The sequence below is a fragment of the Psychrobacter piscatorii genome, assembly GCF_001444505.1.
GTDB lineage: Bacteria > Pseudomonadota > Gammaproteobacteria > Pseudomonadales > Moraxellaceae > Psychrobacter > Psychrobacter piscatorii_B.
Genome location: NZ_LNDJ01000013.1, coordinates 1 through 25,302 on the forward strand (window position 1 = coordinate 1; position 25,302 = coordinate 25,302).

18 protein-coding genes and 1 pseudogene are annotated in these 25,302 nt (G+C 43.9%); 5 read left to right on the top strand and 14 right to left on the bottom strand.

Annotation, left to right across the window (positions count from 1 at the left end; genetic code table 11):
• Positions 1 to 142: 142 nt before the first annotated feature.
• On the top strand, positions 143 to 1,537 hold the full coding sequence (locus AS194_RS01145) for a peptidylprolyl isomerase (protein ID WP_058023659.1): 1,395 nt from the start codon (positions 143 to 145) through the stop codon (positions 1,535 to 1,537).
• A 534-nt stretch (positions 1,538 to 2,071) separates the two neighbouring features.
• Here the strand turns inward: AS194_RS01145 and AS194_RS01150 are convergent.
• Positions 2,072 to 3,202, bottom strand: a complete 1,131-nt coding sequence (locus tag AS194_RS01150) for an endonuclease/exonuclease/phosphatase family protein (protein ID WP_058023660.1) — start codon at positions 3,200 to 3,202, stop codon at positions 2,072 to 2,074.
• Positions 3,203 to 3,705: 503 nt separating this feature from the next.
• Here AS194_RS01150 and asd point away from each other — a divergent pair.
• The gene (gene asd, locus AS194_RS01155; protein WP_058023661.1) at positions 3,706 to 4,839 is read left to right on the top strand and encodes an aspartate-semialdehyde dehydrogenase; all 1,134 of its coding nucleotides are present in this window, start codon (positions 3,706 to 3,708) and stop codon (positions 4,837 to 4,839) included.
• A 109-nt stretch (positions 4,840 to 4,948) separates the two neighbouring features.
• Here asd and AS194_RS13420 read toward each other — a convergent pair.
• A pseudogene (locus AS194_RS13420) lies at positions 4,949 to 5,260 on the bottom strand (SOUL family heme-binding protein).
• Between the two features lie 99 nt (positions 5,261 to 5,359).
• Between AS194_RS13420 and tgt the strand changes: the two are divergent.
• Positions 5,360 to 6,511, top strand: coding sequence for a tRNA guanosine(34) transglycosylase Tgt (gene tgt, locus AS194_RS01165; RefSeq protein ID WP_058023663.1), 1,152 nt, complete (start codon positions 5,360 to 5,362; stop codon positions 6,509 to 6,511).
• Between the two features lie 124 nt (positions 6,512 to 6,635).
• Here tgt and AS194_RS01170 read toward each other — a convergent pair whose 3' ends face one another.
• The 12 genes from AS194_RS01170 to rimO form a co-directional block, all read right to left on the bottom strand.
• Positions 6,636 to 7,988, bottom strand: coding sequence for a sodium-dependent transporter (locus AS194_RS01170; RefSeq protein WP_058023664.1), 1,353 nt, complete (start codon positions 7,986 to 7,988; stop codon positions 6,636 to 6,638).
• A 333-nt stretch (positions 7,989 to 8,321) separates the two neighbouring features.
• Entirely contained in the window at positions 8,322 to 9,101 is a 780-nt protein-coding gene (gene lpxA, locus AS194_RS01175) for an acyl-ACP--UDP-N-acetylglucosamine O-acyltransferase (protein WP_058023715.1), read from the bottom strand.
• Positions 9,102 to 9,274: 173 nt separating this feature from the next.
• Entirely contained in the window at positions 9,275 to 9,811 is a 537-nt protein-coding gene (gene fabZ / locus AS194_RS01180; protein ID WP_058023665.1) for a 3-hydroxyacyl-ACP dehydratase FabZ, read from the bottom strand.
• Between the two features lie 52 nt (positions 9,812 to 9,863).
• Positions 9,864 to 10,880: a UDP-3-O-(3-hydroxymyristoyl)glucosamine N-acyltransferase gene (gene lpxD / locus AS194_RS01185; protein WP_058023666.1), complete on the bottom strand. Its 1,017-nt coding sequence runs from the start codon at positions 10,878 to 10,880 to the stop codon at positions 9,864 to 9,866.
• Positions 10,881 to 11,026: 146 nt separating this feature from the next.
• On the bottom strand, positions 11,027 to 13,447 hold the full coding sequence (gene bamA / locus AS194_RS01190) for an outer membrane protein assembly factor BamA (RefSeq protein WP_058023667.1): 2,421 nt from the start codon (positions 13,445 to 13,447) through the stop codon (positions 11,027 to 11,029).
• Positions 13,448 to 13,710: 263 nt separating this feature from the next.
• Complete coding sequence (rseP, locus tag AS194_RS01195) at positions 13,711 to 15,087, bottom strand: RIP metalloprotease RseP (RefSeq protein WP_058023668.1); 1,377 nt, start codon at positions 15,085 to 15,087, stop codon at positions 13,711 to 13,713.
• A gap of 117 nt (positions 15,088 to 15,204) precedes the next feature.
• Positions 15,205 to 16,413 (bottom strand): 1-deoxy-D-xylulose-5-phosphate reductoisomerase, encoded by a 1,209-nt coding sequence (gene ispC, locus AS194_RS01200; protein WP_058023669.1) that lies wholly within the window; start codon positions 16,411 to 16,413, stop codon positions 15,205 to 15,207.
• Between the two features lie 189 nt (positions 16,414 to 16,602).
• Positions 16,603 to 17,412, bottom strand: a complete 810-nt coding sequence (locus tag AS194_RS01205; RefSeq protein WP_058023670.1) for a phosphatidate cytidylyltransferase — start codon at positions 17,410 to 17,412, stop codon at positions 16,603 to 16,605.
• A gap of 175 nt (positions 17,413 to 17,587) precedes the next feature.
• The gene (gene uppS, locus AS194_RS01210) at positions 17,588 to 18,346 is read right to left on the bottom strand and encodes a polyprenyl diphosphate synthase (RefSeq protein WP_058023671.1); all 759 of its coding nucleotides are present in this window, start codon (positions 18,344 to 18,346) and stop codon (positions 17,588 to 17,590) included.
• Positions 18,347 to 18,626: 280 nt separating this feature from the next.
• A complete protein-coding gene (frr, locus tag AS194_RS01215) occupies positions 18,627 to 19,181 on the bottom strand; it encodes a ribosome recycling factor (RefSeq protein WP_058023672.1) in 555 nt (184 codons plus the stop codon).
• A 128-nt stretch (positions 19,182 to 19,309) separates the two neighbouring features.
• Entirely contained in the window at positions 19,310 to 20,035 is a 726-nt protein-coding gene (gene pyrH / locus AS194_RS01220; RefSeq protein ID WP_057759121.1) for a UMP kinase, read from the bottom strand.
• Positions 20,036 to 20,207: 172 nt separating this feature from the next.
• Positions 20,208 to 21,803 carry a 30S ribosomal protein S12 methylthiotransferase RimO gene (gene rimO, locus AS194_RS01225; protein WP_058023673.1) on the bottom strand — a complete coding sequence of 532 codons (1,596 nt, stop codon included), beginning with the start codon at positions 21,801 to 21,803 and terminating at the stop codon, positions 20,208 to 20,210.
• A gap of 135 nt (positions 21,804 to 21,938) precedes the next feature.
• On the opposite strand from rimO, the gene AS194_RS01230 reads away from it, so the two are divergent.
• Both AS194_RS01230 and AS194_RS01235 read left to right on the top strand, forming a co-directional pair.
• Positions 21,939 to 23,309 (top strand): two-component system sensor histidine kinase NtrB, encoded by a 1,371-nt coding sequence (locus AS194_RS01230; protein WP_058023674.1) that lies wholly within the window; start codon positions 21,939 to 21,941, stop codon positions 23,307 to 23,309.
• A gap of 82 nt (positions 23,310 to 23,391) precedes the next feature.
• On the top strand, positions 23,392 to 25,152 hold the full coding sequence (locus AS194_RS01235) for a sigma 54-interacting transcriptional regulator (RefSeq protein WP_058023675.1): 1,761 nt from the start codon (positions 23,392 to 23,394) through the stop codon (positions 25,150 to 25,152).
• Positions 25,153 to 25,302: the final 150 nt, after the last annotated feature.

A 25,302-nucleotide genomic window follows, 5' to 3' on the forward strand; every position in this document is an offset into this window, starting at 1 on the left:
TGAACTAGTTATCTAGGACAGCCCCTTTATAAGATATTATCTATAACCCTACTATAGGCCACGCTGTCAAATATTTGATTATTAAGTATTGGATTGCGTTGACCGACTACCATCCGATGCGATGACATTGATGAGGAGCATCATGAGATTTTTTTCTTTACGTCAAACCAGCCGCGCTGTATTGCTATCTATGAGTGCCAGTCTTGCACTGATATTAAGTGCTCAAGCAGCGCCTGTGAAACCTGCCACAGCACAAGCCTCGACTACTGCTAATCAGAATGCAGTAAGTCGCTTGACACCTGCCAATAGCACCGATGGTATTGTCGCTTTAGTCAATGAAAACGCTATCCTAAAAAGTGAATTGGTCGATGCCATTACACAAACCCAAGCCCGCGCACGAGCAGCAGGAGAACCTATTGCAAACTCAGCGCAACTGCAGTCAGAGGTACTAAACGCGCTTATCTTGCGTGAATTGCAACTATCAATGGTAAAACGTGTCGGCCTATCTCCTGATGAGACCGAGATCAATCAACGCCTTGCTCAAATTGCTCAATCTCAAGGGCTTAATAGCATCTCAGCATTACAGCAACGCTTAGATGCCGCGCGTCCTGGTAGTTATGCCGCATTACGTGCTCAACTGATCGAAGATGCTGCTATTCAAGAGCTGCAGCAGCGTCAAATCAGTCGCCGAGTACGCATTAGCGAGCAAGATATTGATGCATTTTTGGCGTCGCCTGAAGCAAAACGTTTGAACCAAAGTGAATACCAAACTGTGCATGTACGCGTTCCTTATATAGATGACTACAGCCGTCTGTCAGCAGCTCAACGTGAGGAAGCGCTAAAAGTTGCACAGGAGTTGCGTACTCGTTTACTTGAACCAAATGTCAATGTCTCTGAAGCTGTTGCTGCAAGCCAAGGTAGCTATCCTATCCCTATTCAAGGTGGCGATATGGGCTTTCACAAAGCGGCCTCCCTACCGACAGAGCTATCAAGCAAAATTACCAACCTCGATATTGGTGCAGTTAGTGAGCCGTTACTAACGCCTGAAGGTATCGATATCGTTAAGCTGGCTGATAAAAAAGCCAGTGATACCATGCTAATTCCGCAGTGGCACACTCGTCATATCTTAGTAAAAGTCGATGAGTTACAGACAGATGCACTGGCTGAACAGAAAATTAATGATTTGTATGAGCAACTGCGTAATGGCGCTGATTTTGCTGCCTTAGCATCAACCTATTCAGACGATCCAGGATCGGCTGGACGCGGTGGTGATCTTGATTGGGTCAGTGAAGAAGATATGGTGGCTCCATTTGAAGCCACAATGAAAAACACAGCCGTTGGTGACTACTCTGCTCCATTCAAAACTCAATTCGGCTGGCATATCCTAAAAGTTGACGGTAAGCGTCAGCAGGATGTGAGCGAGCAATATCGTCGCAATATGGCACGCCAAGCTTTGTATCAACGCCTAGCGCCTCAAGCACAAGAAGACTGGTTGCAAGAATTGCGTGCAGGTGCTTACATCCAAGTACTCGGTTAAAGACTTACGTTCAACTGCTTGGTCATAAGTTAATACACTGAACGCTAATAATACTAATTAGCTTGCACAGAAAAAGGGTATATGCCAATGCATATACCCTTTTTTTATTTAGAAATTGACTGCCAGTTAATTAGAATAATGGATAGCAAACCGCCTAAGTACAATTAACTTAACAGACGGTTAAACCAATCTATTCAGCTATGTATGGCAGGAATATTACAAACCGATAAAGGATGCACAAAGAAAAGCCCCGAACCTAGGGCGATTGGTTCGGGGCTTCAGTGCTTCATGTTATTGTTATTATCTCTCTTCCATGTTGACTCATCCTAAGTCATAAACAGTAACGTATAAGACAGCGGGCTGACCTGTTCTTTTATTGATACCGTCTCAACACTGCATCCTTGCGTATCCTTGTGTTGATGAATGTATTATAGGACAATCAATTTGGTACGAATAGAAGCTAAAGACCTTATTTGACGTAAGCATATGCTTACGTTATAAGAGTAAACCTTAACCTATACGTCACACTTCTTATCAACTAAAACTGCCTTGCGCTTCTTTGCGTTCATCTGACATTTTCTTGCCTTCTTTTTTACCTTCTTCAATCTTGCTATCTGCTTCTGCTACATCTTCTGCTTCTGCAGTAGGCGCATTGCCTTCTTGCTTGCTCGTTTCTTCTGGCTCATATTGTAAAATCGTCATGACAGGAAAATGATCAGACCCTATAGACGGCATACGTCTGATATCAACTACTGTAAAGCAAGCGCTATGGAAAATATGATCCAATGCCCAACGCAGAAAAGGATATTTGACATGAAAGGTGTTGATAAAATGTCGACCAATACGAGGATCTAGCAGCCCAGAAATACGCTGAAAGCGGCGCGTGGTTTTTGACCATGCCACATCGTTGAGATCACCAGCCAATATCGCGGTTTGCTCATTTTCTTTGATGTGTTTGCCAACCATCAGCAATTCGGCATCACGCGTGGTAGATTTATCAGCCTCAGTTGGACTTGGAGGCATAGGATGCAAGCAGTATAGCCAAATCACTCGACCACCTTGCAAGCGTAACTGCGTATGAATAGAAGGTATGTCATCAATTATTAGGTACTTCACTTCAGGATCTATGAGCTCAAGCTTAGAGTACAGGTGCATACCATATAGATTGTCCAGCGGAACCTTCACCGTATATGGATAATCAGACTCAATTTGTTGTAAGGCTTTCTCCCATTTTTTATCAGTTTCAAGCGTAATTAAAATATCGGGCTGTCTATGCTTGACCAAATCAACCAATTTTTGTGTTTCATCATTGGGTGTTAACACATTTGAGACCATGATTTTTAATTGATGTACTTGCCCTTCTGGTTTGTCCTTTGCTTTTTGAACTTCTTTTTTCCATAGCTTGGTATACGGCAATACCATTCTTAACTGGAACGCTAACGTGATACTAAGCACTATAAATAACAACCATTGTCCCAGTTGCCACTCTGAGAAAAACATGATCATGCCAATCCAAGCAATAATGCCCAGTACCATTATCTGAATGCGTGGGAATTCGACGCCACGTACCCACCAATTATCCAGTGGCACCCAACCCCAGATCGTTACAAATGCGATGAATCCTGCGAGCCATTGTAAGCTGTAATATAATAGTGAGAGATCCATAGTATGTGATAACCGTTTATTGAGATGATAATGGGGCCAATAATGACATGTGCTGTGCCATTCATTCCATGACAATGCACATCATTATCTTAACTGAACTGAGTTTTAAATGAACTGAGTTTTAAATGAACTGAGTTTTAAATGAACTGAGTTCTAACTGAACTGACGTCAAGTATGAATGCTAGAAGCTTACTTTAGCATTTCATGAGATTTTCGCCTATATATGAGTCGTGATTCTGCAACAACTGCCATAAAAATTTACAATACCTGCCCAATCAAAATATTAACTATTTTATCGAGAGCCTTATTCTTTATAGGGAACCAAATATATTTTGCCAATACCTAAGCGCGACTCTAATAATAACGTAAAGTTATAGTACACATAGTTAATAGTGTATGGAAAACGAGTAAATAATAGCCAAAACGCCTTGCTTTTTTGTACCATTCACGGCATTGTTATCGGTTGGTGATGCAACAAATAATTGTAAATAGGACTGAATTTCATGAGTAATTTAACAGTAGGCTTGGTAGGCTGGCGCGGCATGGTAGGATCAGTATTGATTCAACGTATGCAAGAAGAAAATGACTTTAACGGTATTACGCCTGTCTTCTTTTCAACCAGTAATGCTGGTGGTGATGCGCCAAAATTCGACGGTATTAAAACTGGCCAACTAAAAGACGCTCATGATATTGAAGCACTCGCTGCCTGTGATGTGATTATTACTTGCCAAGGTGGTGATTATACGTCAAAAGTTCACCAACCACTACGTGATAGCGGCTGGACTGGCTATTGGGTTGATGCGGCAAGTACGCTACGCATGCGAGACGATAGCATCATCATTCTTGATCCAGTCAATCGCAGCGTCATTGATGACGCCCTAGCCAGTGGCAAAAAAGACTTTATCGGTGGTAACTGTACCGTATCTTTGATGCTGATGGCTATTGGTGAGCTGTTTAATAAAGATTGGGTCGAATGGGTCAGCGCGATGACCTATCAGGCGGCTAGTGGCTCTGGTGCCAATAACATGCGTGAGCTTATCTCAGGTATGGGTGTTTTGCATGACGCTGTACAAGATGAGCTGGCCAACCCTGCTAGCGCCATTCTTGATATTGATAAGAAAATCGCTCAGACACAGCGTTCAGCAGACTTCCCTACACAGTACTTTGGTGTGCCGCTTGCCGGTAGCTTGATTCCTTATATCGATGTACAGTTAGAAAATAAGCAGTCAAAAGAGGAATGGAAAGGCGGCGTTGAGACTAATAAGATTCTTGGTAATGACGAAGCTAGCACGATTCCTATCGATGGTATGTGTGTCCGTGTCGGGGCAATGCGTTGCCATGCGCAAGGTCTAACCATCAAGCTCAAAAAAGATATCCCTCTAGAAGAGATTGAAGCCGCCCTAAAAAATAGCGGCAACGAGTGGTTAGACTTGGTCGAAGACGACAAAGAAGCCACTATGAATCGCTTAACGCCAGTCGCAGTGACTGGTACATTAACAGTTGCATTAGGCCGCTTACGTAAGCTCAAAATGGGCCCTGAGTATTTAGGTGCCTTTACCGTTGGTGATCAGCTACTGTGGGGCGCAGCCGAGCCATTGCGCCGTATGCTGAATATCATTCGTGAGCAAAACAACTAAATCGAATAACCAAAATATCAGATAAAAAAGACAGCAAGTGCTGTCTTTTTTGTGCGGTCAATAACCTAAATGGCTAAGAACAATGACTATATACCCTAGTATCCTTGTATTACTTTTGCTCATACGCAATCATTACCTCGTTACGACGTAAAAATGGCAATGCCCATGGCTCATCGTAACGTGCCAATTCTGGCTCAGCTGTAGGCGTTAAATGTTTGCTTTGCATCCAATTTCGCAGTTCTTATGTCCTTTTATCTACTTTATCACTTCCAGTAAATCCTGAGAATTTGATAATGTCATAATTTTGAGCTCGTACTTCGACGATTTCCACTTCTGGGTTATTTGGTTTTGGTGACGTCTCCATCGTATATTTACTGGGCATCGCGAATTGTACGCGCCACTTTCCGTCATCTTGCTGCATACTGACTGACTATATTGACAGAATGAATATCAATATCCAAAAAATCCCTAACAATGCTATAATTAGCGCCATTTTCATAGCTCATATATCGGTTAACATATGCAATTTGTCTTACATAAAACAGCCAGCGGTGCAACGCGTGCACGCCGCGGCACCGTTCATCTCAATCATGGCGACGTGCAGACGCCTGCCTTTATGCCTGTTGGGACTTATGGTACGGTCAAAGGTATGCTGCCACGTGATATCGAAGCCATTGGTGCTGATATCATTTTAGGCAACACTTTTCACCTCTGGTTACGCCCAGGCACGGAAGTGATTGATAAATTTGGCGGCTTGCATAAGTTCATGCATTGGGACAAGCCTATTTTGACGGATTCAGGCGGCTTCCAAGTATTCAGTCTGGGGGCCATGCGTAAAATTACCGAAGAAGGTGTTAACTTCAAATCGCCTATCGATGGCGCCAAAGTATTTCTTTCTCCTGAAAAATCCATGCAAATCCAGTACAGCTTGAACTCAGACATTGTCATGCAGTTCGATGAATGCACCCCTTATCCAGCGACTCATGATGAAGCAAAGAAATCTCTAGAGCTATCACTACGCTGGGGACAACGCTGCGTTGATGAGCACAATAGACTGGGTAGCACCAACGCATTATTCGGTATCGTACAAGGCAGTATGTATCCCGATTTGCGCCAGCAATCACTCGAAGGTTTGCTAGATATCGGCTTTGATGGTTATGCTATCGGCGGTCTTTCGGTTGGTGAGCCAAAAGAAGAGATGATAGACGTCCTAGACTACCTGCCTGATGATATGCCAGCAGATAAGCCGCGCTATCTAATGGGCGTTGGTAAGCCTGAGGATTTAGTTGAAGGCGTACGCCGCGGTGTGGACATGTTCGATTGTGTGATGCCAACTCGTAACGCGCGTAATGGCCATTACTTTGTGACGGGCGATGCAGACAATGCTGGTGTGGTACGTATCCGTAATAGCCAGTATCGTAACGACGAAGGCCCATTAGATCCTGAATGTGACTGCTACACTTGCCAAAACTTTAGCCGTGCTTATTTGTATCATCTTAATAAATGTAAAGAGATGCTGGGTGCTCAGCTAGCCACCATTCACAACTTACGCTATTACCAACGTTTGATGCAAGGGATCAGAGACGCCATTGAGCAAGATCAGTTTGATGAATTCGTTAGCGAATTTTATAATAAGCGTGGACAAACCATTCCTGAGTTAAACTTGCGTTAATCCATTTTAGTATTTATTGATATTATTAGACATAAAAAGGGCTTAAGATAATTCTTAAGCCCTTTTTATGTGTACTGCTTTTATCACTCAATGATTTACATGTCTAAATCATTGTAAATAACTATTAGCCCATCAGTGAGGTAACAAATACCACGATCACAGCGATTGGCGCGATGAATTTTGCAACAATTTGCCAAAGCTGCCATGTCGCATTAGATAAACCAAGCTCTTGCTGAATACTACGCTGATCCATTTTCCAACCAACAAATACGATAGCCGCAAGACCTGTTAAAGGTAACAGTAACTTACTGGTAATCTTGTCTAGTGCATCAAAGATACCGTTACCCATGATAGTAAATTCAGACCATAGGTTAAACGATAGCAATGCGGCAATGCCTAATAGCCAAATCACAGTACTGGCAACGATAGTCGATACGGTACGGCTCATCGACGTACGCTCTTCTAGCAGCTCAACCGTTGGCTCTAGTAATGAGATAGATGAGGTGACAGCTGCAAAGGTAATAAGCAAAAAGAACAATGCACCAATGATAATACCCGCACTCATGCTACCAAAAGCAATCGGTAAGCTGACGAAGATCAGACCAGGACCTGACGCAGGATCTAGACCGTTACTAAAGATAATTGGGAAAATGGCTAAACCAGCCGCCAAAGCGATAACCGTATCCAAAATAACAACGGTACGTGCAGTTTTTAGCAAGTTCACTTCGCGGCCCAAATACGAACCATAAGCAACCATGATGCCCATACCAATCGATAGCGTGAAGAAGGCATGACCTAATGCTGCAAGCATAACGTCAGCCGTCAGCTTGCTCATGTCTGGCGTGAACAAATAAGCAACTGCCTCACCAAAACCGCCATTCATTATGTTATAACCAACGATAACGAAAAGGATCACACCCAATAGTGGCATCAAAATCTTGGCTGCTTTTTCGATACCACTCGTTACACCAATACCAACGATAACGGCCGTTAAAATCATGAATACGGTGTGCCAAATCGTCAATGTACCGGCTGATGCTAGCATCGCATCAAAGGTCGCAGCCACAGAATCACTATCTTGACCTGTAAAGCTGCCTGACGCCACTTTGGTGATATAGTTAAGTGCCCAACCACCGATCACACTATAGAAGGATAGAATTAAAAAGCCACCCAAAATACCAGTAGCACCAACGATGGTCCAGCTACGAGATTTACCTTCGCTAGCAGCCACATCCGCAAACGTGTTGACTGGGTTTTTTTGTCCACGGCGACCAATGAGCCATTCAGCAACTAATATTGGAAAACCGACTAGCGCGATACAGAATAAATAAGCGATAACGAAAGCTGAACCACCGCTCTCACCCACCATATATGGAAACTTCCATATATTTCCCAAACCTACTGCTGAACCTACTGCTGCTAACACGAAGCCAAAACTTGAGCTCCATTGTGCATGTTCTTGTTTATTGATAGCCATTTTTTGCGTCCTCGTACTTCAAATAACGCTACTGACAATCCTCCTTGATCATCATAAATAGTGACTACTACTATCAAACTATTTAGTGAACACTTCGATGTGAAGTGCCTTCGATGTGAAGTGCCCCGTAACATTAAGAAAGAATTGTTTACAATATCATAAACGCTCAGTTTCTGCTAAGCGACCAAAAAAGTCAAGCACTCATAAATATAAAAAGCCATAACAATTGGTTATGGCTTTTAGCAATATTATCTTTTATTAATAAAATTTAGGCAGATTAAAACTGTAAAAAACGACTATCTAGCCTAGCTTCTATCGTAGCTCAATATGCGTTTAACGTACCACCCCGCGACGACTTTTTTGTAGTGAATCAATCAACAATTGAACTTTTGGCTCTTGAGATAGTAGCTCACCTTGCAGAACCTCTAAAGCTTGCGCTGTCGTCAAACCGGATCTAAAAATAGTACGATACGCTTGGCGTAGGACATCAATGGTTTCTTTCGACCAATCTTTTCGGCGCATGCCTTCGATATTTAGACCATGAGCTTTTGCTGGATTACCAGACACCATCGTAAACGCTGCGACGTCTTTTAAAATCAAACTAGCACCGCCGATTAAGCTGTAATCATCTACTGTACAAAACTGATGAATACCTGAATTGCCACCGATGATTGTATGGCTGCCGATAGTCACATGACCTGCAACACCCACATTATTTGCCAGCACATTATGATCGCCAATCACACAATCATGCGCCACATGAGTATTGACCATCAACAAGTTATGACTACCTATCTTGGTTAGCTCACTATCTTGTGCAGTACCGCGATGTAGGCTACAAGCTTCGCGAATCGTATTGTGATCGCCAATCTCAAGCCAAGTACGCTCACCTGCATACTTTAGATCCTGAGGATCCTCTCCAACACTCGCAAACTGATAAAACTGGTTATACGCACCAATACGAGTCAACCTAGTTACAACGACATGCCTATGCAACACAGTATGTGGTCCAATTGACACTTCATCACCAATGATACAGTAGGGACCAATGATGGCAGTCTCATCAATCTGTGCAGATGGTGAGATGAGTGCTGTAGGGTGAATCTGACTCATGATGTGGGCCCTTGTATCATTTAATGCAAATAAATAGTCAGCCAAATACAGCCAGTTTGGCTTCATGAATGAGGCCAATATCCGCTGCTTTGTTAAATATCAATATAATAGCTCATTATAATTGTGAAGATCGATTCGATATAGCGCTTTATGAATGCTAACTTATTACAAACTTAGGCACTTTTACTGTCTTTGATTTTTTGCTGCTCTTGACGCGCAATCATGATTTGAGCACTCGCAGCGAGTTCGTCTTCGACATGCACCGTACAATCAAACTTATAAATACCATGGCGCTGCATCACTGTCTTGGCACGAATGGTGAGTTGATCACCAGGAATGACTCGGCGCTTAAAACGCACTTTATCCACACCAGCAAACAAATACAGATAGCCATCTTCTGAAGTCAGACCTGCGGTAATGAACCCAAGTATGCCTGAAACCTGTGCCATTGCCTCTACCATCAATACCCCTGGCATGATTGGCTCGTCAGGAAAATGCCCATTAAAAAACTCTTCATTAATGGTCACATTTTTGATACCCGTAATGCACTCTCCTGGTGTACAAGCGACCACTCTATCGACCAACATAAAAGGATAACGATGTGGTAAATAATGCTTAATCGTATGATACGTTAGTGGCAGGGTAAGACCTTGCTCAGCCAAGCTTTTGATGTCTTCATCAGTTGGGATATCTATATGGTCATTGCTCATAATGAGGCTTCCTTGCTATGTTTTGGATGTTTATTGTTTGTATGTGTTCGCATTAATCACGACCAAGCTGACGAAAGCGTACCGCTGCACGGCGCCAATTAGCAGTTGGCATAGCAGCAGTTCCAGAAGAGTAAGAACCAGCAGTTTTTATAGATTTGGTAACCATGGTCATACCTGATAAAACCACATCATCTGTAATTTCGATATGCCCTGTGATACCGACAGCACCGCCAATAATGCAGCGTTTACCTATCGTCGTACTACCGGCAATACCCGTTTGGGAGGCAATGGCAGTACCGTCACCAATACGTACGTTATGAGCAACTTGAACCAAATTATCAATGATAACATGATTGCCAATAACCGTATCATCAATGGCGCCGCGATCGACACAGGTGTGACTACCAATGCGTACATGATCACCAATAATCACACGGCCTAGCTGAGCGATCCGCTCCCAGCCTGAAACACTAGGGTTGTTGGTAGGCGCAAAGCCAAACCCTTCGGCACCAATACTCGCACCCACATGCAATCTTGCGTAGTTACCAATGACACAATCATGGCCAATAACCACTTGCGATTTGATAACACTGTCAGTACCGATCTCAGAATGCGCCTCGATCACTACATGGGCATCAAGTGAGCTACGCGCTCCTATCTGCACATAGTCGCCAATGACACAAAAAGGACCAATATTAACCTCATCACCAATCACAGCGCTATCAGAGATCACAGCACTAGGATGGATTCCAGCAGATAGTGACTGACGGGCAAATAGTTGGCTAGCGCTGGCATAAGCTAGGTATGGGTCAGAGACAACCAACGCCAAGGCCGACTCAGGTACTTGGTCACGATACGCTTGGGTGACCAATACTGCACCTGCTTGGCTACCGGACAAACTAGAGATATAGTGAGGGTCTGCCAAAAAGCTTAGCTGCTTTTGGTCAGCAGTAGTTAAACTTCCAACACTGTTAAATGGGTGACGTAACTGCTCAGCACTAATATCAGCCTTATTGATAATGGGCTGACGCTGCTCAATCCGAGTGATAAGTTGCTCAATCGTTATCATAATGACTATTAATAGACTATTGTTATATATAAAACGGTCGTCAAAATAACAATGTGTTTTGACGACCTACTGGAAACTAATGACATTCTAACTTACTTAGACAAATATTTGAGAACGATTAGATATATTTAGATAATATTGGCGATCTAGAATGTATTACCGATCTGGAATTGGACTTTTTCAGTTTCGTCCCCTTCTTTATCACCAAAAGGTACGGCATAACTGAGTGAAATTGGACCAATTGGTGTATACCAAGTCACACCTGCACCTGCACTAAAGCGGAAATTATTGTCTTGGGTCAATAGTGGTACATCTGTATCCTCACCAGTGCTAGGATTAACGAAGGTACGGTCTTCTTTGTCACTTGTATCGAATACCTGACCACCTTCAGCAAATAGTACTGGACGCACTTGATCTGCCCAATCGCCTTTAAACGGCATTGGTAGAATTAGCTCGGTACCAAAACTAACTAACGCATTACCACCAACCTCTTCTGTACTATACGTCTGATTAGCGGGATCGTTAATAGCATCATAATAAGCTTGTGACTTAGGTCCTAACGTTGAAGACTCATAACCACGTACTGAACCATAACCACCCGCGTAGAAGTTTTCATAGAATGGCAAATCATTACCATAGCCAAGTTTGGTATAACCGCGCGCGATCCAATCTTTATAAAGCGGATAATACACGTTGCCGCGATAAACGAGTTTCTGATAGCTAGAATCGCCAAGGCCAATGGTAGCATCAACAGTGTGGCTCATACCTTTGGTCGGAAACACTGGGCGATCTAGTGTGCTGTAGTCCCAGCCCAATAGTAAGTTGTAAGTCTGATAATCATTTTTAAAGCCAGTACGACCTTCGAAATCTCCAGTGAAGTCTTCAACAGTACCGCCGTCATCGATGATTTCTTGTGCGTTTGATATGCCGAGGAAACGGCCACCACGTACTGTCGTGTTGTCGACATTTAGACCAGCACTGACACGCTTGGTCTCATCCACAGGATAGCTATAATTTAGCGTAGCACCGTAGGCATCAGTGACATAATTACTGACGTTTCTATCATCGTATTTGGTTTCGCGATAGTAAGCACTGATGCCCTGCGAGACGCCATTTTCTGTAAAGTATGGATCGGTATATCCTAAGCTATACGAATCACGTGTCTCTGAACGTGATAGTGCGGCTTTAACGCGGTTACCAGTGCCCATAAAGTTATTTTGGGTCAAATCCAACTGAAAAGTAACACCGCCGCTCTGCGAGTAACCTGCTGCAATCGTTGAACTACCAGAAGGTTGCTCTTCTACGGTATAGTTGACATCTACTTGATCTGGCTGATTGGGTACTGGTTTTACATCAACGTTAACAGCTTTGAAGAAACCGGTACGCATAAGACGTGTACGTGAAAGCTGGATTTTTTCGCTAGAGGCAAGAGAGCCTTCTAACTGACGCATCTCACGGCGCAATACTTCATCTTGAGTTTTTAGATTGCCTGTGAAGTTGATACGGCGAACATAAATAGGACGTGCAGGATCGATATAATAATCCACGTCAACCATTTTGGTGTCGTCATTAATGCGTGGTACGGGTCTAACTTGAGCTAAATAATACCCTTCGTTACCATAGCGTCTTTTGAGCGCAGCTGTGGTGTCATCCAGTTTGGCCTGTGAATATTTTTCATTAGGCGCAAAAGTAACCAACTCTTTTAGTTCGTCGTTATTAAAAGTAGGCTTACCTAAGAAATTGACGTCACCAAACTGATACTGCTCACCTTCACTCAAACTGACTTCGATGAACACACTACGTTTATCTTCACTAATATTGAGTACCGCGTTATCTACTGCGAAACGCACATAACCATCGTTTTGATACAATGCTTTTAAATTGTCTAAACTGGCGGCCAGTTTTTCTTGTGCATATCGATCAGATTTTGATAGCAAGCGTGTCCATGATGATTCTTTTACAGCAAAGACATCTTTGATCTCTTCATCACTAAAGTGTTTGTTACCAATCACATTGATATCAACCACTTTGGCAGGCTTACCTTCGATAAAGCGCACATCAAGCTTGACGCGGTTACCATCAAGTACCGTCTGATCTACTTCAATATTACTGTTGTAGTAACCTTGGCTGATATACTGCTGTTGCAGCTCATTAGCAACGCCTTGCAGGGTCGATTGCTTCAGTACATTACCGACAGACAGTCCAGCATTCCCAAGGCCTTGCTCAAGCCCTTCTTTAGGAATGAGCTTGTTACCTTCAAAATTCACTTCGGCAATGGTTGGACGTTCAATAACATCAAACCTTAGATTGCCACCTTCGACACGGCTTTGAATATCAGCAAAGTTTTCAGTCGCATACAGTGCCTTGATACTGGCCGCTAAGCTACTGTCATTGACCGTATCTCCTACCGTAATAGGTAGAACCGGATAGAGGCTATCAGGGGTTAGGCGTTGTAAGCCATTGAAACCGATGTCAGTCACTACAAATTCTGCAGCCTGTACCGGCATACTCATCATCGCTACAACTAACGGCAACCCAGCCGCGCTCATAAATAAAGGCGTACGCATAAACACTATCCGTCAATAAAAAACTTGCTAAAGTTAAGGTAAAAAGCACATTTTGTCTAGCCCGTTTTGCGCGAAGTTGTCACTCCACACTCGGCTGACTCAGAACACTTTATATAAAAAGCATCACAAAATAAACTAAAAATTACGATTAGTACAGAGGCGATGACACAAAGCATCTTGCGTATGATACCAACAATCCACACATAAGGGTCTTTAAACCATTAGTATATCGCGCTTTACTGCTTGTATTTGTCATTCAACCATCAAAACAGCCGACTGATGTCATTACCAATTGCTAACACCATGAAACCTGCCAGTAAGAGTAAACCGATATTTAACCCCACCATTTGCACCCCTTCAGAGAGCGGTTTACCGCGAATCAGTTCGATAAAATGATAAACGATATGACCACCATCCAATACTGGAATCGGTAACAGGTTCAATACAGCAAGACTCAGGCTAATCAATGCAGCCGTCGATAATACCATCTGCCAACTGATATCAAAGCTTTGCTTGGCGACTTTGGCAATGGTAATCGGACCTGACAAGTTATCCAGACCAATCATACCTGAGAGCATTTTTCCCATCGAGCTTACCGTCATCACGGCTAGCTGCTCAGTCTTCTCGAACGACTTGACCAATGACTCGCCAGGGCCATAAACCACGGTAGTTTTGTAGGCATCAGGAATAACAATCTCAGTCTGATCAACCATGGCGCCAATTTGACCGTAATCATTACCCAAGTTGTCTTTTTTACCTTGCGGCATAATTTGCAATTGCACCGTTTTGTCATCACGCAATACGGTAAAATCAAGTAACACCTCGGGATTATCACGAATAATACGCGTGGCGCTAATCCAATCGTCAATGTTTTGATTATTGATGGCGGTAATACGATCGCCCACCTGTAGACCTTGACGGCTAGCCGCACCATCAGGCGCCAATTCACCGACAATCGGTGCAATCTGTGGCTGCCACGGTAACATACCAAAGCTGGTCAATGCATCTTTACCTTGTGCATCACCCTGCATAAATTGTGTGACTGGTGCTTGATAGGTTTTGATCGACTGATTGGTTTGAGCATCTGACTGTAGTGTAATACTCACATTGTCTGTCTCACCCATCCGTCCTGCAAGGCGATAATTGATACCTTCCCACGTCTGTACATCGTGCCCATCAATCGCAACAATCTTATCACCGACAGGTAACTGCGCCATCGCAGCTGGAGTATCTGGCAGTACTTGCCCAATTTTGGTAGCCAATTGCTCAGACGGCGTCATAAACAACACCCAAAAGAGCGCAATAGCAATGATGAAATTCATGATAGGCCCAGCGGCGACAATCGCAATCTTCTTGAGCGGATGCTGATAATTAAACGCAAGATGCTGTTCATCTTTTGCGACATTGCCTTCACGCTCATCAAGCATTTTGACGTAGCCGCCGAGTGGCAATGCTGAGATACGATAATCGATGCCACTTTTTTTGCTGGTCCAACCAAATAGTTTAGGGCCAAAACCGATAGAGTATGTTAATACTTTGACGCCGCACATCCGTGCCACGATATAGTGCCCCCACTCATGTAAGGCAATGAGTGGACCTAAGACAAATATTGCCGCAAGAAGCGTTAATAAAAACGTCATGATCTTTTCTCAGTATTGTTGCTTAGCATCTTTTATCAACATCAACATCTTCACTGATATCGTTTATTAGTACCATTTTTTAACCAAGAGGCTATTTATGGCTAATGATTGCTACGATTATGCCAATTTTGCCACAAGCTTATCAGTAAGGTGACGCGTTATCTTGTCAATGGCTAATATATCTTCTATGTCAGCCGTTTCGTTTAATGGTGGCAGCTGTATATCGTTTAAGGCACGCTCATTGATATCAGCAATGTCAGTTAAACGAATTTGTCCATCCAAAAACGCCGCCACTGCGATTTCGTTGGCTGCATTTAGTACAATAGTCGCCTGCGTACCTGCTTGCATTGCTTGACGAGCAAGGCGTAGACAGGCAAATTTTTGCAGATCAGGCTCAATGAACTCCAAACAACTAAGTGCATATAAATCTAATGGCTGCGAACCGCTATCAATACGGCTCGGGTAACTGAGCGCATGGGCAATTGGGGTTTTCATATCTGGACTGCCAAGCTGTGCCAAAAAGCTACCATCGCTATATTCTACCATTGAGTGAATGATACTTTGTGGATGAATGACCACATTTATCTTATTTTCAGGCAAATCAAACAAATGACAAGCCTCGATCAACTCAAGCCCTTTATTCATCATTGTGGCTGAGTCGACAGATATCTTCTGGCCCATTGACCAGTTAGGGTGCTTGACTGCCTCTGCGACAGTTGCTTGCTGCATCTGCTCAAAAGACTGCTGCAAAAATGGGCCACCTGAAGCCGTCAACCACAGTTTGCGTACACCATGATTTGGCTGATGAATTTGGGTATTGTCTTGCTGAATAGCGAGTGGTAAGCACTGGAAAATAGCATTGTGCTCAGAGTCGAGGGGTAACAACGTAGCGTTATGCGTTTTGACCGCATTGATCATGACCTGCCCTGCCATCACCAGCGCTTCTTTATTGGCGAGCAAAATACGCTTACCTGCGCGTGCTGCGGCTAAGGTAGAAGGCAGTCCTGCTGCGCCTACGATGGCAGCAACGACAGTATCAGTTTGTGAATCAGTGGCTATATCTACTAGACCTTCCTCGCCCCCTACTACATCACTATCAATCCCTGCTGTTTTAAGCTTTTTGGCAAAATCATCCACAGCGGCTGTTGGCACGCTGACGCGCTTAGGCAAAAACTGCTGACAAAGCGCAAATAGCTTATCTAAACGGTAGTAGCCTGACAATGCGTAAACTTCATAATGTTGCGGTTGCGCCGCTAATATTGCTAACGTGCTATCGCCAATCGAGCCTGTCGCGCCTAGTACGGCGATGCGTTGCGTCATAACCATTAATGCCTATGATATTTAATATTTAGAAAATGAGAAAAGAATAAATGAGGTTTAAAAAATATAAAGGATAATAAGGCTATATAGTAACAAATAAGACCGTTGTAAAAGACTAACCAAAACGGTCACTTCGCTTACCTATCACACCATAAAATCAGCTAAGTGACTTTGTCTTATACCACAATCAAAGTCTTATACCACAATCAAACCTAGCTGCTGTATCGCCCAAAAGCCAAGTGCGAATATCGGAGTTGCAGATAGCAATGAATCAATACGATCAAGTACACCACCATGCCCTGGTAAGATGGTACCAGAGTCTTTGACATCAGCACGGCGCTTGAGCATTGATTCAAAAAGATCACCAAGCACAGAAGCCAGAATCGTTAGTGCCGATAGTGCCACAAAGGCGACTAGCGCTGCGCCCGTCAGTTGTAGCTTAAACACACTGATCGCAACGACTACCAGTAGACCTGTAATCAAACCACCGGCCAATCCTTCCATACTCTTATTGGGTGAGACATTGGGTGCCATTTTTCGGCGGCCAAGCTTGCGACCAACAAAATAAGCACCGCTATCAGCACACCAGACCAATAAAAACACATAAAGTAGCCACCATGCTGATAGCTGCCAGAGGTAAAAAATCGCAGTAATAGAGGCTGTCAAAATAACCACACCCAACAACGCTAGATGTTTTCCGTACCATTTTGTCTGTGTTGGGAATGCACGTACCCAAGACAGTGCCATCAGCCATATGACAAGCGAGGCCGTCCACCAGAATAACCAAGTCACCTTCAACATAAGCGATACGACAGTTATCACTAAAACTAATAGCACAAAGACAATAGGTTGACGCCACTTCGGCATCAACTTCGCCCACTCATGAGCTGCGATAATGACGCCAACGGCTAAAAGCGGTGCGAATAAAATAGGGGTTTGGCTCGCAAACATTGCAATACCAACGATAATAACGAGAACTATTGCCGTTCTAATTCGTTGCCACATACTTATCGAGCCTTATAATAATGAAGAAGGTACAGTCAAAAAAATGCATTATAACAGTTGATAGACCTGTGCCCATTAATAGCATTGACCCTCATTAAAACGGTTTATCATCTCGTAAGCAAGCGGTATTAGCGACCTAGAGAATACTGTCTGAATTTTTATGGCTACTATTGCATCAGCGACTATGCTGCTCTATCCCTACCTGCTCGCTGGTTTTACCAAAACGGCGTTGACGCTGTGCAAACTCAGCCATCATCGAAGCCAGCTCTTCTGGAACAAAATCTGGCCATAAAGTTGGCGTGAAAAACAACTCCGCATAGGCCGCTTGCCATAATAAAAAATTCGATATTCGATAATCACCACCGGTACGAACCAGCATGTCTACTGCTGGAGCGTCTGCCAGTTGTACTTGCTCACCGAGCATTTCTGCACTAATATCTTCAGCCCTCAACTCACCTGCCTGCACTTGTTGTGCCAGCTGTTTTGCTGCATGAGCAATATCCCATTGTCCACCGTAGCTAATCGCAATGACTAATGTCATGGCATCAAAGCTTGCAGTTTCTGCTTCGGCATCCGCCATTAACGCTTGTAATTCTTCACTAAGCTGACTGCAATCACCGATAAAACGTAAGCGAATACAGTATTTTTTCATACGCGGCATTTGCTCATCAATGGTCGATGCCAACAACTGCATTAATAGTGCAACTTCACTAGGTGGTCGCTGCCAATTTTCGCTAGAGAAAGCAAAAACAGTCAGTACTTCAATACCGGTCTCGACACAATATTCTACGATAGGGTCTAAAGCAGTTTTACCAGCTATGTGACCTTGACCTTTACCCAGATTATTGGCTTTGCCATATCTGTTATTACCATCCATGATAATAGCGATATGACGAGGAAGAATGTTAGGAGCCATAACGGCTGAAGTGGACATAGGCAAACTTGCTTATTGTTAAGGTAAAATAATAATAACGTGTGCAGTGGCGATTAAAAGCGCCATGTAAATAATTCACAAATTTATCATAATTTAGCGATCAAAATTTTTATAGCTTACAATATATTTGAGAAATATCAGTAAACTGCACTCACATTAATAAATCATATTATCCATATCATAATAAACAGCCAATAACTACAAGATATTGGCTGCTAAAATGTAGATAATACTCTGAACTAAGTTTTGCCATAAATGATGGATGGCAAAACTGCTCTTATTAAACTTCCATCAAGTCGCTTTCTTTTTTGCTTAGGCGGCTATCGATAGTTTCAATATACTTGTCAGTGATTTTTTGGATGTCATCGTTAGCACGGCGCTCATCATCTTCTGAGATTTCTTTCTCTTTTGCTAGATCTTTGATGTCATTCATCATATCACGGCGAATATTACGGATAGACACACGGCTGCTCTCCGCTTCTCCGCGAGCAAGTTTTTGCATATCGCGGCGGGTGTCTTCGGTCAACGCTGGCATGGGCACACGAATCACATCCGCTGTCATTGGGTTTAAGCCCAAGTCTGCTTCGCGAATGGCTTTGTCTACTGCTTGTACCATCGTACGGTCAAACGGTTGAACCAATAGCGTACGTGAGTCTTCAACGTTCACGCTGGCTACTTGGTTTAGCGGTGTATCAGAACCATAGTAGCTGACCATCACGCCTGACAACATGCCTGGGTGTGCACGTCCAGTACGAACTTTGCTGAAAGTACTCTCAAGCGCTTCCAACGTTTTTTGCATGCGTGCTTCGCCGTCTTGCTTAATCTCTTTAATCATTGTGTGTCCTTATTTGTCGCTATCGACAAATTTTTTATTTGCTATTGGGATATTTGTTATTAGCTACTTTTCATTATTAGCCACTCTCTGAAGTGACCGATCAACGCTACATCAATTCAGGGAATTAATTAATGAAAAACGCGTGTGCCTTCGTTTTCACCCATGATGACATTTAGCAATGCATTAGGTTTGGTCATATCAAACACTTGTAGCGGTACGTTATGCTCGCGGCATAGCGCGATAGCAGTCAAATCCATCACGCCAAGTTTCTGCTCTAACACTTCATCAAAGGTCAGGCCGTCATATTTGACTGCATCATCGTGTAGGCTTGGGTCTTTGTCATAAACGCCGTCGACCTTGGTCGCTTTAAGTATTAAGCCAGCTTCGATTTCGATACCACGCAAACAAGCAGCCGTATCAGTAGTGAAGAATGGGTTGCCTGTTCCGGCAACAAAGATACACACTTCACCATTTTTGAGATAGCGAATCGCATTACGACTGCTATAGCTTTCGGTAACTTCACCAATTGGCAATGCAGACATCAAACGCGTTTTGATATTACGACGCTCAAGCGCATCACGCATCGCCAACCCATTCATGACAGTGGCTAGCATACCCATCTGATCACCCGTCACACGGCCAACCAAACCTTCTTTTTGTAATTGTGCGCCGCGATATAAGTTGCCACCGCCAACCACGATACCAACCTGAACACCTAGTCCACGCAAATGAGCGATAGACAGGCTCATTTTATCGAGCACTTCGGTATCAATACCCATGTCTTTGCTACCAGCCAAGGCTTCACCAGAGAGTTTTAGCAAGATACGGGCGTAACGCGGGTTTTTGTCAGACATGAGGTCACCTTATTATCATGAAATTATAAAGAAAATTATGGGTAAAACACAAATCAAGTTTGCCCGTAACGCTGCACTTAAAGACAAGCATATTAAACAGGCTAAATTGCGCTAATTGTAGCAAAAACTGCCCGCTATTGGGCAATTTTCACTCGTATATCTTGTCGAACACTTAACCTTGATAACTGGCAAATAGATCATATTCGCTGGCATCATCAATCGTCACGTTCAGGAACTGCCCAACTTTGACTTGAGCAGTAATGTCATCAACATAGACATGCCCGTCAATTTCAGGCGCATCAGCATAACTGCGGCAAATAGCGATATTCTCATCACTATCAATCTCATCGACCAATACCATTAAGGTTTTACCGACTTTTTCTTGTAGTTTTTGCGCTGAGATCTCTTGTTGCAGCGCCATCAAGCGCTCGTAGCGAGATTGCTTGACGTCTTCAGGCACATGGTTTGGCAAATCATTGGCGACAGCACCTTCTACTTCTGAATACGTAAATGCCCCCACACGATCAAGTCGCGCTTCTACTAGCCAATCAAGCAAGCACTGAAAATCTTCTTCAGTCTCACCCGGGAAGCCAACCACAAAGGTTGAACGAATCACAATATCAGGGCAGATATCACGCCATGCTTTGATACGAGCCAAGGTGTTTTCGCTGTGCGCAGGACGTTTCATTGCTTTTAGAATACGATGACTGGCGTGCTGAAACGGAATATCGAGATAAGGCAGCAGTTTCTTTTCGCCCATTAGCTCGACGACTTTGTCTACATGCGGATATGGATAGACATAATGCAGGCGTACCCAAATACCCAAATCGTTCAGTGCTTGGCATAAGTCATAGAATTTAGACTTGAGCGGCATGCCATTCCAAAAACTGGTCTTATACTTGAGATCAAGGCCATAGGCTGAAGTGTCTTGAGAGATAATGAGCAGCTCTTTCACACCCGCTTTTTTGAGCGCCAGTGCTTCATTCATCACATTATCGATCGGGCGCGATACCAAATCACCGCGCAAGCTTGGGATAATGCAGAACGTACAACGATGATTACAGCCTTCTGAGATTTTTAGATACGCATAATGACTGGGCGTCAGTTTGACCCCCGCTTCATTGATCAAGTCTATTTTTGGGTCGTAATTGGCATCCAAGCTGCGATTTGGCTTTGGCACGTGCTGTGCAACGGCTGTAATCACTTCATCATAGGCATGCGCGCCTGTCACTGCGAGTACAGCGGGATGCATTTCACGGATTTTGTCCGCTTCTTTGCCTAGGCAACCGGTGACAATTACTTTGCCGTTTTGACTAATTGCTTCGCCGATCGCATCAAGCGACTCTTGCACCGCTGACTCAATAAAGCCGCAGGTGTTGACCACGACCAAGTCCGCACCATCATAGTCGCTTGCGACTTGATAACCATCACGGCTCAGCTCAGTGATAATACGCTCACTATCCACCAAGGCTTTGGGGCAACCTAGTGACACAAACCCAATCTTTGGCGCTGCACTCACTGGCATCGTGGCAGTTGCATTAGCCGTCGAAGCTGAAGTAGCATCGCTGCTTTGAGCAATGCTGCGGTTTTGATTGTGGTTGGCTTTATGATGATAGGGCTGGTCAGTATTTGCTTGACTGATATCTGCCTGACTCTGCTCTTGCGGTATTGATGGCTTTGCAGGATTAAAGATAGTGGCAGTGTCTTTTACGGCTGACGTAGGGGCTGTCGTTGTCGTGTTCACTGACTCGGTAGAAGTTTTGGACATGGCTGACCTTGCTAGAGATAAATTGGCTGAGCGCATTGTACGTTTTTTTTGCAAAAATCACCAGTTTTGCCGCTCTATAGTCTTGATTTATGGTTAAATATTGATTCAAACATCCTATTTTTCTGGGCACTATCCATGACTGCTGATTTTATCACCACCAAAACCACCCCTGATTTAGCATTCGTATCACAGCATCTATTCACCGCTATTTTGTGGGTCAATGATCAGTTATCGATAACCCGTTTAAATGCTCAAGCGGAGCAATTACTGGCTATTAGTAGTGGGAGGTTAATCAACCAGTCTATCTTGACGCTATTGGCACCCGATGAATTAAAACTAAAAGAAAATGCTTCTATCGACAATGTCAGTGATGATAGTGAAAATAAACCTCTGGATGAACCCCTCTATTCTTTGACAGAGCGGTTCAATCAAGCACAAAACTACCAACAGCCTTTCATTGACCATGATCATGTCATCCAGACGCCTTTGAATGGCAACCTACTACTTTCAGTCGATTATAGCGTGACGCCTGTTATCTACGAGCAGCAGTCGTATTTTATTATCGAGATGTGGGGCAAAGACCGCCAAAGTCGTATCTCAGAGGAGCAGCGCCAGCAGCAGCAATATGCGGTTGCTCGTCACATGCTACGGTCGGTCGCGCATGAAATCAAAAACCCACTTGCGGGCATTCGGGGTGCAGCGCAGTTGTTACAGCGACAGTTTATTAAATTCAGTGATGCGAATACGACGGCGGCTAACAGTCACTCTAACGCGCTCAGCATCTCACAGGACACTAGCGCTGGCACAAACGATGATTTGCAAAAAATGAATCAAAAGCTGCGTAACTATACCGATATTATCATCTCAGAAACTGACCGTTTGACACATCTGATTGCTCAACTGCTTGGCTCAAACCAGCTGCCAAACTGGCAAACGCTGAATGTCCATGAACCACTAGAGCATGTTTTGACCTTGGTAGTCAGTCAATACCCACAAGTGACGATACAGAGAGATTATGATTTGTCATTGCCTGAGTTGTGTGCTGACAAAGACCAATTGATTCAGGTATTTTTAAATATTATGAATAATGCCTGTGAGTCTATGACTGAGTTTGAGCAAACGCTACAGCAGAACAAACTCTCTACGTCTAAGGAATTACCATTAACCGATGTGCAGACCGATAGAGAGACTGCTTATCAGCCAACCTTGCACATTCAAACGCGCGTTGCCTTTCAGCATACGATTGTCGGGCAGCAGCACAAGCAAGTGCTACAAATCACTATTACTGACAATGGTTCAGGCATTGATCCGGCACTTATCGGACAAATATTTTTCCCGATGGTGACCAGTCGTGCAGCAGGTACTGGTCTTGGCTTATCTATCGTACAAGATATTATCAGCCATCATCATGGTATGATTGATGTGAGCTCTACAGAGGAGGCGAACGGCAAGCAAACACGCTTTACACTATATCTGCCTTTTACCCAGCCCGTCACTGAATCATAGAACACACGGCGGCATAAAACTGCTAAATTGTAAGACATCCAATCCCAAACCGACAATAACAATTGCTCATTAGGCCCGATACATGACCCAATACAGTGACAACCAAAACCCTAAAAGCGATGCACACTCTCCAATAGTCACCGTCAATAATGCACCCAGCGATCAGCCTGCAACGCTCTGGTTAATCGACGATGATGCAGCGCTGCGTATGGTATTGGCAGATACGTTTGAAGATGCTGGTTTGACCGTTATCAGTTTTACCCAAGCGCAGGCAGCATGGACTCGGCTCAATGATGCACTAAAACAGCAAGCGTCAGCCACACAGCTGCCAGATGTAATATTGACTGATATTCGTATGCCAATGATGGATGGATTATCATTTAGTGACTGGGTACACCAGCACTTTCCGGACATGCCGATTGTCATTATGACAGCGCACTCAGACCTCACCTCTGCGATTAATAGCTATCAGACCGGTGCGTTTGAATACTTGCCAAAGCCCTTTGACCTAGATGATGCTGTTGCCACTATCTATAAAGCGATCAACTACCAGCCAAATATGGCGATAGCCCATTATTCGAACGAATCTGATACCCAAACCACAATTGACGCGCGCGCTGACAGTGATATAACACCTGAAACACCTACCAGTACACACTCTAAACACAGCAAAAATAAAGCTGAGGTGACAACTACCTCTAAAGCTAATAGCAATCCGAGCGGTATCATCGGTCAGTCACAAGCCATGCAAACCGTGTTTCGTGCCATTGGTAGATTGGCGCAGTCCCCTATCTCGGTCTTAATCACCGGAGAGTCAGGAACAGGTAAAGAGTTGGTTGCCAGTGCCTTGCATCAGCACTCACCGCGCAAACAGCAACCATTTATCGCCCTTAATATGGCAGCCATACCACATGATTTGATTGAGTCTGAATTATTTGGTCACGAAAAAGGCGCGTTCACTGGTGCAACGACAACTCGCCAAGGACGTTTTGAGCAGGCTAATGGCGGTACGTTATTTTTGGACGAAATTGGCGACATGCCCTTTAGTACCCAAACACGTCTGTTACGCGTACTGGCCAATGGCGAGTTTTACCGCGTTGGTGGACAGCAGCCGATCCAAGTAGATGTCCGTATCATCGCCGCCACTCATCAAAACCTGGAAGAATTAGTCAAACAAAATCGTTTCCGTGAAGATTTGTTTTATCGTCTCAATGTCATTCGTCTACCGCTGCCACCACTGCGTAAACGCCCCGAAGACATTCCTGCATTAGCGACCTACTTTATGCAGTCGGCAGCTGAGCAAATGAACACAACACCGAAACATTTGCATCCTGCGGCCTTACAGATGATGCAGACCTTTGACTGGCGCGGCAATGTGCGTCAACTTGAGAATGTCTGCCTATGGCTGACAGTGATGGCCACGGGCGACACCGTGATGGCCACAGACTTGCCACCAGAGCTATTAGAGAACACGCCTCTAGACTCAGAGCTAGACCAAGAACACGACTCGTCACCACAAGCAAATGCAGAAAACCCTCAACTGCAAAATAACGATGACTTGAATAATCAAAGCCAAAATAATCAAGTCACTCAAGCTCCTGCCAGTCCAAATTGGCAAAAAGCTCTTGCTATCTGGGCTGAGCAGTCTCTCAATACAGGCGAAACTGATATTCTACAAACGGCCACGCCTGAGTTTGAGCGGGTTTTATTGACAGCAGCACTCAACCATAGTGGTGGCAAAAAGATAGAGGCAGCAAGCTTACTTGGTTGGGGACGCAACACCCTAACCCGCAAATTACAGCAGTTAGACATCTCTGCACCTAGAGTGCCATCCAAGGAGTAATTAAAGCCTGAACGCATCATATTTAAACCCTATTAAAATCAAATATTTATAAAAACACGTAAAAATAAATGCAAAATAACTAAAAATAATCGCAAATAGGGGTTGACCAAAAATTCAAACTCTATATAATAGCCAACCACTGAGACGCAC

Excerpts from the sequence above, each read along its gene's own strand:
- AS194_RS01145 (WP_058023659.1), top strand. The coding sequence starts at position 143 with ATGAGATTTTTTTCTTTACGTCAAACCAGCCGCGCTGTATTGCTATCT.
- AS194_RS01150 (WP_058023660.1), bottom strand. The coding sequence starts at position 3,202 with ATGGATCTCTCACTATTATATTACAGCTTACAATGGCTCGCAGGATTC.
- asd (WP_058023661.1), top strand. The coding sequence starts at position 3,706 with ATGAGTAATTTAACAGTAGGCTTGGTAGGCTGGCGCGGCATGGTAGGA.
- tgt (WP_058023663.1), top strand. The coding sequence starts at position 5,360 with ATGCAATTTGTCTTACATAAAACAGCCAGCGGTGCAACGCGTGCACGC.
- AS194_RS01170 (WP_058023664.1), bottom strand. The coding sequence starts at position 7,988 with ATGGCTATCAATAAACAAGAACATGCACAATGGAGCTCAAGTTTTGGC.
- lpxA (WP_058023715.1), bottom strand. The coding sequence starts at position 9,101 with ATGAGTCAGATTCACCCTACAGCACTCATCTCACCATCTGCACAGATT.
- fabZ (WP_058023665.1), bottom strand. The coding sequence starts at position 9,811 with ATGAGCAATGACCATATAGATATCCCAACTGATGAAGACATCAAAAGC.
- lpxD (WP_058023666.1), bottom strand. The coding sequence starts at position 10,880 with ATGATAACGATTGAGCAACTTATCACTCGGATTGAGCAGCGTCAGCCC.
- bamA (WP_058023667.1), bottom strand. The coding sequence starts at position 13,447 with ATGCGTACGCCTTTATTTATGAGCGCGGCTGGGTTGCCGTTAGTTGTA.
- rseP (WP_058023668.1), bottom strand. The coding sequence starts at position 15,087 with ATGACGTTTTTATTAACGCTTCTTGCGGCAATATTTGTCTTAGGTCCA.
- ispC (WP_058023669.1), bottom strand. The coding sequence starts at position 16,413 with ATGGTTATGACGCAACGCATCGCCGTACTAGGCGCGACAGGCTCGATT.
- AS194_RS01205 (WP_058023670.1), bottom strand. The coding sequence starts at position 17,412 with ATGTGGCAACGAATTAGAACGGCAATAGTTCTCGTTATTATCGTTGGT.
- uppS (WP_058023671.1), bottom strand. The coding sequence starts at position 18,346 with ATGTCCACTTCAGCCGTTATGGCTCCTAACATTCTTCCTCGTCATATC.
- frr (WP_058023672.1), bottom strand. The coding sequence starts at position 19,181 with ATGATTAAAGAGATTAAGCAAGACGGCGAAGCACGCATGCAAAAAACG.
- pyrH (WP_057759121.1), bottom strand. The coding sequence starts at position 20,035 with ATGTCTGACAAAAACCCGCGTTACGCCCGTATCTTGCTAAAACTCTCT.
- rimO (WP_058023673.1), bottom strand. The coding sequence starts at position 21,803 with ATGTCCAAAACTTCTACCGAGTCAGTGAACACGACAACGACAGCCCCT.
- AS194_RS01230 (WP_058023674.1), top strand. The coding sequence starts at position 21,939 with ATGACTGCTGATTTTATCACCACCAAAACCACCCCTGATTTAGCATTC.
- AS194_RS01235 (WP_058023675.1), top strand. The coding sequence starts at position 23,392 with ATGACCCAATACAGTGACAACCAAAACCCTAAAAGCGATGCACACTCT.